12 protein-coding genes are annotated in these 13201 nt (G+C 72.2%); 3 read left to right on the top strand and 9 right to left on the bottom strand.

Annotated elements, in window-relative coordinates; genetic code table 11:
- The first annotated feature begins 20 nt into the window (after positions 1–20).
- Positions 21–521 (top strand): GbsR/MarR family transcriptional regulator, encoded by a 501-nt coding sequence (locus tag ACTVZO_RS20360; RefSeq protein WP_443299749.1) that lies wholly within the window; start codon positions 21–23, stop codon positions 519–521.
- Here ACTVZO_RS20360 and ACTVZO_RS20365 read toward each other — a convergent pair.
- Both ACTVZO_RS20365 and ACTVZO_RS20370 read right to left on the bottom strand, forming a co-directional pair.
- Positions 494–1090 carry a hypothetical protein gene (locus ACTVZO_RS20365; protein WP_443299750.1) on the bottom strand — a complete coding sequence of 199 codons (597 nt, stop codon included), beginning with the start codon at positions 1088–1090 and terminating at the stop codon, positions 494–496. The genes ACTVZO_RS20360 and ACTVZO_RS20365 overlap by 28 nt on opposite strands.
- 23 nt (positions 1091–1113) lie before the next feature.
- Positions 1114–1944, bottom strand: a complete 831-nt coding sequence (locus tag ACTVZO_RS20370; RefSeq protein WP_443299751.1) for a diacylglycerol kinase — start codon at positions 1942–1944, stop codon at positions 1114–1116.
- Positions 1945–2128: 184 nt separating this feature from the next.
- Between ACTVZO_RS20370 and ACTVZO_RS20375 the strand changes: the two genes are divergently transcribed.
- Positions 2129–3412 carry an adenylosuccinate synthase gene (locus ACTVZO_RS20375; protein ID WP_443299752.1) on the top strand — a complete coding sequence of 428 codons (1284 nt, stop codon included), beginning with the start codon at positions 2129–2131 and terminating at the stop codon, positions 3410–3412.
- 155 nt (positions 3413–3567) lie between these two features.
- Entirely contained in the window at positions 3568–4098 is a 531-nt protein-coding gene (locus ACTVZO_RS20380; protein WP_443299753.1) for a carboxymuconolactone decarboxylase family protein, read from the top strand.
- 77 nt (positions 4099–4175) lie between these two features.
- Here the strand turns inward: ACTVZO_RS20380 and ACTVZO_RS20385 are convergent, their stop codons facing one another.
- From ACTVZO_RS20385 to ACTVZO_RS20415, 7 genes are all read right to left on the bottom strand, one after another.
- The gene (locus ACTVZO_RS20385) at positions 4176–5879 is read right to left on the bottom strand and encodes a PKD domain-containing protein (RefSeq protein ID WP_443299754.1); all 1704 of its coding nucleotides are present in this window, start codon (positions 5877–5879) and stop codon (positions 4176–4178) included.
- Positions 5880–5916: 37 nt separating this feature from the next.
- Positions 5917–7566, bottom strand: coding sequence for a PKD domain-containing protein (locus ACTVZO_RS20390; RefSeq protein ID WP_443299755.1), 1650 nt, complete (start codon positions 7564–7566; stop codon positions 5917–5919).
- Between the two features lie 100 nt (positions 7567–7666).
- Positions 7667–9277 carry a PKD domain-containing protein gene (locus ACTVZO_RS20395; RefSeq protein ID WP_443299756.1) on the bottom strand — a complete coding sequence of 537 codons (1611 nt, stop codon included), beginning with the start codon at positions 9275–9277 and terminating at the stop codon, positions 7667–7669.
- A 241-nt stretch (positions 9278–9518) separates the two neighbouring features.
- Entirely contained in the window at positions 9519–10397 is an 879-nt protein-coding gene (locus ACTVZO_RS20400) for an alpha/beta hydrolase family protein (RefSeq protein ID WP_443299757.1), read from the bottom strand.
- A gap of 171 nt (positions 10398–10568) precedes the next feature.
- A complete protein-coding gene (gene kynU / locus ACTVZO_RS20405; RefSeq protein WP_443299758.1) occupies positions 10569–11774 on the bottom strand; it encodes a kynureninase in 1206 nt (401 codons plus the stop codon).
- The gene (locus tag ACTVZO_RS20410; protein WP_443299759.1) at positions 11767–12612 is read right to left on the bottom strand and encodes a tryptophan 2,3-dioxygenase family protein; all 846 of its coding nucleotides are present in this window, start codon (positions 12610–12612) and stop codon (positions 11767–11769) included. The genes kynU and ACTVZO_RS20410 overlap by 8 nt, the downstream gene beginning before the upstream one ends.
- A gap of 146 nt (positions 12613–12758) precedes the next feature.
- Entirely contained in the window at positions 12759–13172 is a 414-nt protein-coding gene (locus ACTVZO_RS20415) for a DUF3151 domain-containing protein (RefSeq protein ID WP_443299760.1), read from the bottom strand.
- Between the last annotated feature and the right edge of the window lie 29 nt (positions 13173–13201).

Genomic DNA, 13201 nt, shown 5'->3' on the forward strand with positions numbered 1-13201 from the left:
TTGGGAAGGTGGCGGATGAGATGGCAGACGAGATGGACGCGATGGCGGTACGCGACGGGGAAGCGGTCTCCCGCTTCGTGGAGCGGTTCGGCGCGCAGCTGACCGAGGCGGGCATGCCGCGGATGGCCGCGCGGGTCTTCGCACAGCTGCTGGCCAGTGACAGCGCCGCGCTGACCTCGGCGGAGCTCGGCGAGGCCCTGCGGATCAGCCCGGCGGCGGTGTCCGGGGCCGTGGCCTACCTGGCGCAGGTCAACATGGTCAGCCGCGAGCGCGAACCGGGCTCGCGGCGCGACCTGTACGTCCTGCACAACGAGCTCTGGTACGAGACCTTCACCCGGCGGGACCAGGTGCTGACCCTGTGGGAGAAGACCCTGCGCGAGGGCGCCGCGGGCCTGGGCGCCGACACCCCGGCCGGGGCGCGCGTCGCCGAGACGGCGGCGTTCTTCGAGTTCATGCAGGGCGAGCTGCTCGGCCTGCTGGACCGCTGGCGGACCTACCGGGAGACCCTGGACCTGGGCTGAAACCGGCCCCCGCGGCGCGCCCGGCCCGCCCGGCCTGTCCAGCCCGCCCCGGCAGGCCGGGCCCGCCCCAGCCGACGGACCGCCGGAACCCACAGGACGCCCCCGACCGCGGGATCCCCGGCGAGCAGCACCCTCACCACGCCGTCCCCGGGGCCCCGACCCCCCGCGGCCGGGCGCGACAGGCCCGGCGGCAGCACCCGCCGGCCCAGCAGCCCCGGGCTCACCCGGGCCCGCTGCCCGGTGCGCTCCCCCGACGGCAGCACCAGCACCAGCACCGGAGGCAGCCACCCGCGGCGCACGACCACGGCCTCGTACGTGGTCCAGCGCGCGGCCGGATCCCGCAGGGCCCGGCCCGCCCACCGGGCGGCGAGGAGCTCCCGTACCCCGAACACCACCGGACTCAGCAGCACCAGCAGCGCCACGGGCCGCGTGAGCACCGCCGCGACCACCGCCGGCCAGCAGAACACCGGCAGCAGGCACAGCAGCAGCCCGTCCCGCCGCCAGTCGGCGAACGCCCCGCGCATCGCCTCCGACACCGCCGCCCCCGACACCGCCTCCGCCTCCGCCACAGGACCCCTCCCGCCCGTCGCCCTCAGCGGGGCACGGTGAGCGCCCACGCCGAGGGGTGCAGGGTCCACGTGCGCCGCCGTACCGGACCGGTCATCGCCGCGTCCGCCCGGTAGCGGAAGTCCGTGCCCGACACCGAGACCGTCTTGGCCCGCGCCGACACCGTCGAACCCGCGCCCCCGCCCCCCGTGCGCACGACGACCTCCGCGAGCCCGCCGTCCTCCCCGGTGGTCACCGAGACGTCCTCCACCGGCCGGACCACGTCCGCCAGCAGCACCCCGTCCGCCTCCACCCGCAGGCGCAGCCGGGCCGCGTCGCCCGCCCCGGCCACCGGCCGGACCAGCGTCCGCACCAGCGAGCGGTACGCGCTCCACACCGAGGGACCGGCCGGGGGCCCGGCGGCCGCCGCCCGCAGCGGCGGGATCCGCAGCGTCCGCAGCACCACCCCGTCGCTGTCGTCCACCAGCAGGTCGCACATCCGAACCGCACCCTCCAGCACCGCCCGCGCCGCCGCGACGGCCGACAGCGGCACGCCCAGCGCCCCGGCCAGCCCCAGCGACCCCGCAGGCCCCACCGGCACCAGCGAAAGGGCACCCTCCGCCAGCCCCCGCTCCCGGTGCAGCAGCCCGACGGCGCGCACCAGGGCCCGGTCGTCGCCCACGATCACGGGCCGCCGATGACCCCGGCGGGCCAGGGCCCGCGCAAACTCCTCCTGTGAGTCCGGGAGGCAGATTTTCGCCGCCGCGCCCGCTGACAACACATCCTTCGCGATCCGCACGGACTCGCCGTCAAGACGGCGGGCGACCGGGTCGACGAGCACGAGAAGGCCGCCTACCGGCGCGCCCGCTTGGCTCATGGTGGGCTCTGGAGCCGACACCTCGGTCCTTCCTCGGGTAGCATCTTTGTGCAAGAGGCCCTTGCGCTATTGCGCCAGGGCCTTCGTCTATTCCGGGGTACCGGTCCGACGGCTCAGCCTGCGGTGTACATCGTCGTACGCCCCCTGACCTTCGACATGCCCCATCCGGAAGAGGTGTACGCCTGTGCCCGCTCTTGTGCTGCTCGGAGCTCAGTGGGGTGACGAGGGCAAGGGAAAGGCCACCGACCTGCTCGGTGGATCCGTTGACTATGTAGTGCGCTACCAGGGTGGCAACAACGCCGGCCACACGGTCGTCGTCGGCGACCAGAAGTACGCACTGCACCTTCTCCCCTCCGGCATCCTCTCGCCCGGATGCACCCCGGTCATCGGTAACGGCGTCGTCGTCGACCCGGCCGTCCTGCTCTCCGAGCTGCGCGGCCTGAACGAGCGCGGCATCGACACCTCCAAGCTGCTCATCAGCGGCAACGCGCACCTGATCACGCCGTACAACGTCACCCTCGACAAGGTCGGCGAGCGCTTCCTCGGCAAGCGCAAGATCGGTACGACCGGCCGCGGCATCGGCCCGACGTACGCGGACAAGATCAACCGCGTCGGCATCCGCGTCCAGGACCTCTACGACGAGTCGATCCTCACCCAGAAGGTCGAAGCGGCGCTCGAGGGCAAGAACCAGCTCCTCGCGAAGCTCTACAACCGCCGCGCGATCGACGCCGCCGCGATCGTGGAGGAGATGCTCCAGTACGCGGACCAGATCAAGGGCTACGTCGCCGACACCACCCTGATCCTCAACAACGCGCTGGACGAGGACAAGGTCGTGCTCTTCGAGGGCGGCCAGGGCACCCTGCTCGACGTCGACCACGGCACGTACCCCTTCGTCACCTCCTCGAACCCGACCGCGGGCGGCGCCTGCACCGGTACCGGTGTCGGCCCGACGAAGATCAGCCGCGTCATCGGCATCCTGAAGGCGTACACGACCCGCGTCGGCGCCGGCCCGTTCCCGACCGAGCTGTTCGACCAGGACGGCGAGGACCTGCGCCGCATCGGCGGCGAGCGCGGCGTGACCACCGGCCGTGACCGCCGCTGCGGCTGGTTCGACGCGCCGATCGCACGCTACGCCACGCGCGTGAACGGTCTGACCGACTTCTTCCTCACCAAGCTGGACGTGCTGACCGGCTGGGAGCAGATCCCGGTGTGCGTCGCGTACGAGATCGACGGCAAGCGCGTCGAGGAGCTCCCGTACTCGCAGACGGACTTCCACCACGCGAAGCCGATCTACGAATACCTCCCCGGCTGGTCCGAGGACATCACGAAGGCGAAGACCTTCGAGGAGCTTCCGGCGAACGCCCGGGCGTACGTGAAGGCCCTCGAGGAGATGTCGGGCGCCCCGATCTCCGCGATCGGCGTCGGCCCCGGCCGCACCGAGACGATCGAGATCAACTCGTTCCTCTAGGCGGTACCCCCCGACGGGGCGGCCGGCGCACCCGCGCCCGCCGCCCCGTCGGCGTTCCGGGACGCCTCGGAAAAGAAATCTCCCGCCACCGGTCACATCCGTGCCCGCCCCTGCGTCAGTGCTGTGAAGACACCGGCCCGAAGGAGCGAGCAGCCATGACGAACACCAACACGGACACGAACACCTCCACCCCGACGAAGACCCCGCCGTCCCGGATGGCCGACCCGGGTGCGTTCGTGCCCGAGCTGGGCGAGGTCAGCGCGGCGCTCTTCCGGGCGACCGGCAACCGCTCGGTGCCGCGCAAGACGATCAGCCTCGTCCAGCTGCGGGCCGGGCAGATCGTCGGGAACACCTACCTGACCGTCCTCAACACCTCGTTCCTGCGCAAGGCCGGGGAGAGCGAGGAGCGGATCACCGCCGTCGCCTCCTGGCAGGACGCCCCGTACTTCGACGGCGCCGAGCGGGCCGCGCTCGCCCTGGTGGAGGCCACCCTCCAGCCCGCGCCGCACGGCCGGGAGCGCGTGACCGACGAGCTGTACGCCGAGGTGGCGGAGCACTACGACGAGAAGGCCCTCGCCACGCTCACCATCGCGATCGGCCAGATCAGCTTCTTCATCGCCCTCGCGGTCATCGGCAAGCCGCAGCCGGTCGCCTCGCTGGCCGACGAGCAGTGGGACCGAGGCTGACGCGGCTGACCGAGAACACGGGGAAGGGGCGGTGCGCCGTACGGTGCACCGCCCCTTCCCCGTGTCCGCCGGGTGGATCAGTTCTTCGCGTAGAAGCCGAACATGTCGACGACGAGGTCGATGTCGTCCCAGCCCTGGTTCCAGAAGTCGATGACGTTGTTCCTGCCCGCGCTCGCCTGGGCGAGGTTCGGGACGGTGGCGCCGAACGTCCAGTTCAGCGTGGACGAGACGGGCGGCTCGGGCCAGCCCGCGGTGCCGTTCTCGTACAGGTCCCACGAGTTCGGGTCCGGGGAGACCGACAGGAAGCCGTCCCCACGGGGGTTGGTGACCGTGGCGTTCAGCACGTAGCCCTCGATGCCGGGGGCACCGGTGTAGATCGGCACGGGGACGTAGCTGCGGCCCGGCAGCGGACCGTAGGCCCAGCTGCGGGTGTCGAGGAGCCGGTTCGGGACGAGCGGCATGAAGGCCGCCTTGCTCTCGGGGCTGTAGTAGCCGACGACGTCGACCACCACGTCGGTCGGGGCCCAGCCGCCGTTGCGGATGCTGATCCTGCCGTCGGCACCGATCGGCACGATCACCGAGTTCGCGACCGTCTGACCGGCCGAGAAGTTCACGCTGGACGTCGACGGCGCCGCCTGCCCGCTCGGGAAGGCGGTCAGGTGACCGGCGTCCTTCGGGTTGGTGACGGTCACGTTCAGGGACACCGCGGTGGCACCCTTCGGAACGCCCCGACGGTCGGCGATGTCCAGTCCGAACGTGCCGTAGCCGGGGACCTGTCCCTTGACCGTGCCGAGGCCCTCACGCGTGTCGGCGAACCGGACCGGAGTCAGCGAGGTGTAGCCGCTGGACTCCGTCCGGCTGAAGTAGCCGGTGACGTCCGCTATCAGGTCGACCGAGCCGGCACCGTTGTTGACCAGGTGCACGTAGCCCTCGTGGACCGGAACGATCACCAGGTTGGGGACGGTCTGCCCGGGAACGTAGTTCACGTTCGACGTGGTGGGCTCGACGTACTCCTTGCCGGGCTGGACCGCGATGTGCCCGTAGGCGGTGGTGTTGGTGACCGTGACGTTGAGCGCCACGGCGGTGACCCCGGCGGGGATCTTGCCGACGCCGCCGACCTTCAGGGCCGTCATTCCCCACCGGCCGATCTTGGCCTTCGGCGCGCCGACGCCCTCCCGGGTGTCCAGCAGCCGGGTGGGGGCGTGGGGCGTGAAGTCTGCACCCGCCGTGACGATCTCGGTCGTGTTCACGGCCGAGACCTTGTTCGTCGCGTCCCACACGGAGACGGTGACGGTGTAGGTGCCGACCTCGGCGTAGCTGTGGCTGTTGTTCAGCACGGTCGAGCCGGAGGCCGTGACCCGTTCCGCGGTCCCGTCGCCCCAGGCGATGCTGATGTCGAGCTGGGCGCCGGCGCTCGTGACGGTCGACTCCAGGTCGAGTCCGTGCGCGGTGTGGCTCGATCCGGACAGCGCGACGGCGAGGCCCGGATTCCCTTCGGCGGCCTGCGCCTGGGCCGGGGCCTGGGCCGGGGCCCCTGCGGCCTTGTGCCGGCCGGCCGGCGGCGGATTGCCGACCGTACGGACCGTACGGTCGGCGGGGCTGGCGAAGGTCAGGGCGGCGGCGGCCCGGGCCTTGTCCAGGTCCACGGCCGGAGCGGCCTTCCCGTGGCCCGCGGACGCGGGGCCCACCGGAACGGGACCCGCCGCGTGGGCCAGGCCCGGGACCAGGCCGAAAGCCGCCGCCACGAAGGCGGCGGAGACTACGAGTCGGCGATTGCGCACCGATCCCCCCATTCCTCTGTCGATGTCGATGTCGGCTCTACTTGGTCTCGTAGTAGCCGAGGCAGTCGATGATCATGTCCACCGGCTCCCAGCCCTGGTTCCAGAAGTCGATGACGTCGCCCTTGCCCCCGGACGTCTGGACCAGGTTCGGGACGGTCGCACCCGCCGTCCAGTTCAGCGAGGAGGAGCCCGGACGCTCCGGCCTGACCTGCCGGCCCTTCTGGTAGTCGGTCCACGTGTTCGGGTCGGGAGCGACCGAAAGGTGACCCGCGCCGCGCGTGTTGGTGACCGTGGCGTTCAGCACCCAGGCCGTGACGGGCTCGGCCGAATCGCCCAGGAGCGGCAGCAGCAGGTACTCGCGGGCCGGCACCGGGCCGGCGGTGCGGTACCAGGCGTTCTCGCGGGTGTCGATGAACCGGAACGGCTCGTCCGCCGACCGGAAGGCGGCGTTGCTCTCGGGGCTGTAGTAGCCGACGACGTCGATCACCACGTCGGCTCCCTTCCAGCTGCCGTTGCGGACGCTGATCTTCCCGTCAGCACCGATCGGCACGATCACCGAGTTCGCGACCGTCTGACCGGCCGAGAAGTTCACGCTGGACGTCGACGGCGCCGCCTGCCCGCTCGGGAAGGCGGTCAGGTGACCGGCCTCCTGCGGGTTGGTGGCCGTCAGGTTCAGCGCCACGGCGGTGGCACCCTTCGGGATGCCGTGGCGCCCCGCGACCTCCACGCCGAACGTGCCGTATCCGGCGACCTGGCCCTTGGCGGTGCCCAGGCCCTCGCGGGTGTCGACGGCGCGCACCGGCGTCAGCGGGGCGTAGCCGCTCGCCGCGGAGTGGGTGAAGTAGCCGGTGACGTCGGCGATCAGATCGACCGGGCCCCAGCCGCCGTTGACCAGGTGGACGTAGCCGTCGACGACCGGCACGATCACCAGGTTCGGGACGGTCTGGCCCGCGACGTAGTTGAGGTTGGACGTCTTGGGCGGAAGGAAGTCCTTGCCGGGCTGGACCGCGATGTGGCCCGCGTCGGTGGCGTTGGTGACGGTGACGTTGAGGGCCACGGCGGCGACGTCCGCGGGGATCTTGGCGCTGCCGCCGACCTTCAGGGCCACCATGCCCTTCGCACCGACCTTGGCCTTCGCCGCACCGACGCCCTCGCGGGTGTCCAGCAGGCGGGTGGGCGCGTGCGGGGTGAACTCGCTGCCGGCGGTGACGAACCCGACCTCGTTCACGACCGTGCCGCCGTTGGTCGTGTCCTTCACCGTGACCTTGACCTTGTACGTGCCGACCTCGGCGTACATGTGGGTCTTGTTCTGCGTGTCGGCGCCGGCCGCGGCGTACTTCTCCGTGGCCCCGTCACCCCAGTCGACGGTGACCTCGAGCGCGGCGGCCGCGCTCTTCACGTCGGTGACCAGCAGGACCTCGTGCGCGGAGTTGGCGTAGGCCGCCAGCTCGATGGCGAGGTCCGGGTTGCCGGCCGCGTCGGCCCGCGAGGTGACGACCGTACGGTCCGCGCCGCTGCGAACGGCCTCCCCCTTGCCCTGCCCCCCGGCCTTGCCCTGAGCCGCCGCGAACACGCCCGGCCCCTGCCCCGCGGGCGCCACCGGGCCCGCCGCCTGGGCGGTGCCCGGGATCAGACCGATACCTGCCGCGACGAGAGCGGCGGAAACTACGAGTCGGCGATTGCGCACCGGCCCCCCATATTTCTGTCTGTGTGCGTTGCTGGGTCGAGGTAGAAAAGCGCCCCGGGTCCGGCCTCGACGGCCGGGCCCGGGGCGGTGGTGCGTGCCGCTACTTGGTCTCGTAGTAGCCGAACATGTCGACGATCAGGTCCGTGGGCTCCCAGCCCTGGTTCCAGAAGTCGACGACGCCGAAGGGGCCCGTGCCGGCCTGGACCAGGTTCGGGACGGTCTTGCCCGCCGTCCAGTTCAGGGTCGAGGCACCCGGACGCGCGGGCTCGACCGCGACGCCGTCCCAGTAGTCCTCGATGCTGTTCGGGTCCGGGGCGACCGAGAGGAAGCCGGCGCCCTGGGTGTTGGTGACCGTGGTGTTCAGCACGTAGCCCGCGATGCCGGCCTCGTAGCCGGGCATCTCCAGCGCGAAGTACATGCGGCCCGGGAGCTCACCGTAGATCGGGCTCGCGGGGTCGCGGCTGTCGATCAGGCGGCCCGGCGACACCGGCACGTAGGCGCCGTTGCTCGCCTGGCTGTAGTGGCCGACGACGTCGACGATGACGTCGGCACCGGCCCAGGCGCCGTTGCGGATGCTGATCTTCCCGTCAGGGCCGACCGGCACGATCACCGAGTTGGCGATGGTCTGACCGGCGGTGAAGTTCACGCTGGACGTGGACGGAGCCGACTGGCCGCTCGGGAAGACCGTCAGGTGACCGGTCTCCTTCGGGTTGGTGACGGTCACGTTCAGCGCCACCGCCGTGATGCCCTGGGGCACCCCGCGCAGGCCGCTGATCTGCGTGCTGAAGACCGACTGGCCGGCGACCTGGCCCTTGGAGGTGCCGAGGCCCTCGCGGGAGTCGACGAAGCGGGTCGGGTTCATCGACGTGTAACCGCTGGCCGCGGACCGGGTGAAGTAGCCCGTGACGTCCGCGAGGAGGTCGATGGACTCCCAGCCGCCGTTGAACAGCTCGACGTAGCCGTCCTTGCCGACCGGCACGATGACCAGGTTCGGGACGGTCTGACCGGCCTCGAAGTTGACGTTCGAGGTGATCGGCTGCTCGTGGCCCGAACCGAAGACGGTGACGTGACCGGCCTGGGTGGTGTTCGTGGCGGTGACGTTCAGGACGACCGCCGTGACGCCGTTCGGGATGCCGCCGTTGCCGCCGACCTTCAGGTGGGCCGTGCCGCGCGCCGGGACCTTGCCCTTGGTGGCGCCGATGCCGCTGCGGGTGTCCAGCAGACGGGTCGGGCCGTACGGGGTGAAGTCCGAGCCCGCGGTCTGGATCGGCAGCGTGTTGACGATCTCGGCCTGGTTCGCGGCGTCCGTCACGGTGACCTTGACGGTGTACTCGCCGAGCTCCGCGTACGTGTGGCTGTTGGTCAGCGTGGTGGAGCCGCCGGCCGTGGTCGTGTCCTTCTTGCCGTCGCCCCACTCGATGGTGATGCTGAGCGAGGCGGACGCGCTGATGATCTCGGTGTCCAGCGTGAGGCCGTGCGCGGTCTCACCGCTGGCGTTCAGGATCATCGCCAGGTCGGGGTTGCCCACGGCGGCCCCCTGCGCCTGGGCGGTGGCGGCCTTGCCCTGGGCCGTCGGCAGGGTCTTGCGGACCGACTTGTCAGCCGGGCTGGTGAACTTCTTGAAGCTCGACGCCGCGGCCTTGTCCAGGTCCACGGCGGAGGCGGCCACGCGGTTGGAGGCCGGCTTGCCCGGGTCGGCCGCGTGGGCCATTCCCGGTATGAGACCCGCACCGGCTGCGATGAGTGCGGCGGATACTACGAGACGGCGACTGCGCACCGATCCCCCCATTTTTGAACGTGCTCAGGATGTATCGGGTGCAGCCTACATACCTTACGGCGAGGGTTCAGCCGGGTATTCGGGCGGGTGGCGGGAAACCGACTCCGGTCTGTCCCGGACCGCCCCGTCCTGTCCCGTTCTGGGCAGCCGACCCGCCCCCCAAGTCCGGCGGGCTCTACCAGGCCAGCTGCGAGATCTCCTCCGCCACCACCGCGCAGGCGTCCGCCGCCGGGTCGATGAGCGGGAAGTGGCCGACCCCGTCCAGCAGGGTCAGCCCCACCGTCTCCCCCGCCTTCGCCGCCGCGGCCACGTACGACTCCACCACCGCGGCCGGGACCACGATGTCCGCGCGCCCCTGGACCACCGCCGTCGCGATGCCCGTCGGGAGCAGGGCCGCCGGATCGGCGAAGGGGAGGCGGGCGGCGAACCGCTCCGGCCCGCCCAGCAGCTGCGCACTCGCGCCGCCGCACACGCCGAGCTCCTCCGCCACCGCGAAGTCCGCGATCGGGGCCAGCGCCACCACTCCGCGCAGCGGCGGCGGGCAGGGCAGCCGCCACGGGGAGTCGTACGGGAGCACGTGCCGGGCCGCGCCCCACAGCGCGAGGTGGCCGCCGGCCGAGTGGCCGGTCAGGACCACCCGGCGGATGTCGGCCTGCGGCAGGGCGGCCGCGGCGAGGTCCGGAAGGGCGTCCAGAGCGGCGGCGACGTCATCGAAGGTTTCCGGCCAACGTCCGGCGACGGGACCCTCGGACCCCTGGTGCGGAAGGGAACTCCCGCGCCGGTACTCCACGTTGGCGACCGCGAAGCCCCGCCGGGCCAGGAAATCGGCGAACGGCGTGATGTGCCGGCGGTCGTACGGAGCCCGCCAGGCCCCGCCGTGCAGCACGGCGACCAGCGGAGCCGGGCCCTCGCCCGCGCCGCGCGGGGCGTAGAAGTCGACGACCTGGTCGGGGTGTTCCCCGTACGCGGCGGTCGCGTCCGGCGCGACCGCCGGATGGGAGAAGGCCGAGGCAGCCTCGGCGGCGTCCCGTTCCACTGCGGCGGGGTCCGTCATCGGCTCAACCTCTCGGTAACGCGTGGGACAGCGGGGACAGATGTTCCGGTGGTCCGGCAGAGCGGGACCGTATCAGTCCGGAACGCGCCGTTCCGTGCGGGGCCCGGGATGTGCCGGAGCGGGCGGAGCCGTAGCCCCGCCCGCCCGGTGATGTGACGTTTCGCTACGGGGTCACCCGAAAATGTGACCCAGTGTGCGCGCCGCACGCTCCGCGTCGGCGAATCCGACGTAGAGCGGGGTGAAGCCGAAGCGCAGGACGTCGGGGGCCCGGAAGTCCCCGATGACGCCGCGCGCGATGAGCTCCCGCATGACCTCGCGGGCGTTCGCGGTGCGCAGCGAGACCTGGCTGCCGCGGTGCGCGTGCTCGCCCGGGGTGACCGATTCGACCTTGTCCCGCGGCACGTACGCCGCGACGCATTCGAGGAAGAAGTCGGTCAGGGCCAGGGACTTGGCGCGCACGGCTTCGACGGACACGCCGTCCCAGACGTCGAGCGCCGCCTCCAGGGCCAGCATGGACAGGATGTCCGGCGTGCCCACGCGGCCGCGCCGCGCGCCGTCGGCCGGGATGAACTCCGGCGTCATGGCGAAGGGATCGGCGTGGCCGTTCCACCCGGGGAGGGGGGAGTCGAAGGCGGCCTGGTGGCGCTCGGCGATGTACAGGTACGCGGGGGCGCCGGGGCCGCCGTTGAGGTACTTGTACGTGCAGCCGACCGCGAGGTCGACGGCGTGTTCGTCGAGGCCGACGGGGAGGGCTCCCGCGGAGTGGCACAGGTCCCAGACCGTGACCGCGCCGGCGGCGCGGGCGGCCGCCGTCAGGGCCGGGAGGTCGTGCAGCCGGCCGGAGCGGTAGTCGACGTGGTTGAGGAGCACCGCGGCGGTGTCCTCGCCGATCGCCCCCGCGGCTGCGGACGCGTCCACGGGGACCACTTCGAGGCCGGTCATCCTGGCCGCCGAGGCCGCGATGTAGCCGTCGGTGGGGAAGGTGGCGGCGTCGACCAGCAGCCGCGTGCGGCCCGGCTCCGCCAGGCGGGCGGCGCCGACCAGGGCCTTGAACAGGTTGACGCTGGTGGAGTCGCCGACGACCACCTGGCCGGCGGCCGCGCCGATCAGGGGGGCGAGCTTGTCGCCGATCCGCTCGGGGGCGGTCCACCAGCCGCTCTCGTCCCAGGAGCGGATGAGGAGCTCGCCCCACTGCCTGGCGACGACATCGGCGGTGGCGTCGGCGACGCCGGCCGGCAGCGCGCCGAGACTGTTGCCGTCCAGGTAGACGACGCCCTCGGGCAGGGTGAAGCGCTCGCGGAGCTTGGCCAGCTCGTCGGCGGTGTCCAGGGCCTCGGCGCGGGCCTGGAGACCGGGTATCCGCATCGGCTCAGACATGGCTGCGGGCCGTCCACAGCTCCGGGAAGACGTTCTTCGTGGCGCGCTTCTCCAGCCAGGTGACGCCCGCCGAGCCGCCGGTGCCCGTCTTGGCGCCCATCGCGCGGCGGGTGGCCACGAGGTGGTCGTTGCGCCAGCGCCAGACCAGTTCGGCGACGTCGGTGAGGACCTCGCCCAGCCGGTGCAGGTCCAGGTGCTCGTCCGGGGCGGCGTACAGGCCCGTCCAGACGGCCTCGACCTCCGCCGAGGGCTCGTAGCGCTGCGACAGGTCGCGGTTCAGGACCGCGTCCGGGACCGGCAGGCCGCGGCGGGCCAGCAGGCGCAGGACCTCGTCGTAGAGGCTGGGCTCGTGCAGGGCCTTCTCCAGCTCCGCGTGGACCCGCGGGGCGCCCCGGTGCGGGACCAGCATGGAGGCGGACTTCTCACCGAGCAGGAACTCCATGCGGCGGTACATCGCCGACTGGAAACCGGAGCCCTCGCCGAGCGCGGCGCGGTACGCGTTGAACTGGCCCGGAGTGAGCTGGGCGAGCGGGCGCCAGGAGGCGTTGAGGGCCTCCAGTTCGCGGAGGGATCGTTTCAGCGCATCCATCGCGACCGGTACGCGGTCCTCGCGCAGGGCCTTCGCCGCGGTCTCCCACTCGTGGACGATGACCGTGAACCACAGCTCCATGACCTGGGTGGTGACCAGGAAGACCATCTCGCCGGGGTCGTCCGAGCGGAGGTTCTGGAGGTGGGTGAGGACGTCCGCCTGGACGTAGTCCTCGTACGGGGTCGTGCCGGCGAAGTCGAGGTTCGGGGTGTCCGAACCGGCTCCGGAGGCATCAAGGGTGTTCGACATCGCTGTCTCCTCGACACGTGCTTCCGGGTAGCGGTCCGCTCCTTCCGTGAGGCAAGTGGAGCCCCGGTCCCCTGCCCGCATCATAGGACCCGGTCGGGGCGGGGCTCCAGCGGAGAGTGGCGTACGTCACACCCCCGCCTCGGCGGCTAGGCCCCCAGCGCGTCCGCGGCCGTCTGCGAGGAGTCGCGCAGGAAGGTCGAGCAGCGCTCGTACTCCTCCTTCTCGCCGATCGCCCCGGCGGCGCGGGCCAGGGCGTTCAGGGCGCGGAGGAAGCCGCGGTTCGGCTCGTGCTCCCACGGCACGGGGCCGTGGCCCTTCCAGCCGGCCCGGCGCAGGGCGTCGAGTCCGCGGTGGTAGCCCGTGCGGGCGTACGCGTACGACTCGACCGTGCGGCCGGCGGCGAAGGCCTCGTCGGCGAGGGTCGCCCAGGCGAGGGAGGAGGTGGGGTGCGCGGCCGCCACCTCGACCGCGGGAGTGCCGGACGCCAGGGCCTCGCGGCCGGGCTCGTCGGGGAGGTGGGTGGGGGCGGGGCCCCCGAGCAGGTTCTGGTGAATGGACATGCCCCCAGTCTGGGGTATCGCGGGGCACG

Origin of the sequence: Streptomyces sp. IBSNAI002 (assembly GCF_052244475.1) — a bacterium.
In the GTDB taxonomy this organism is placed as follows: Bacteria; Actinomycetota; Actinomycetes; order Streptomycetales; family Streptomycetaceae; genus Streptomyces.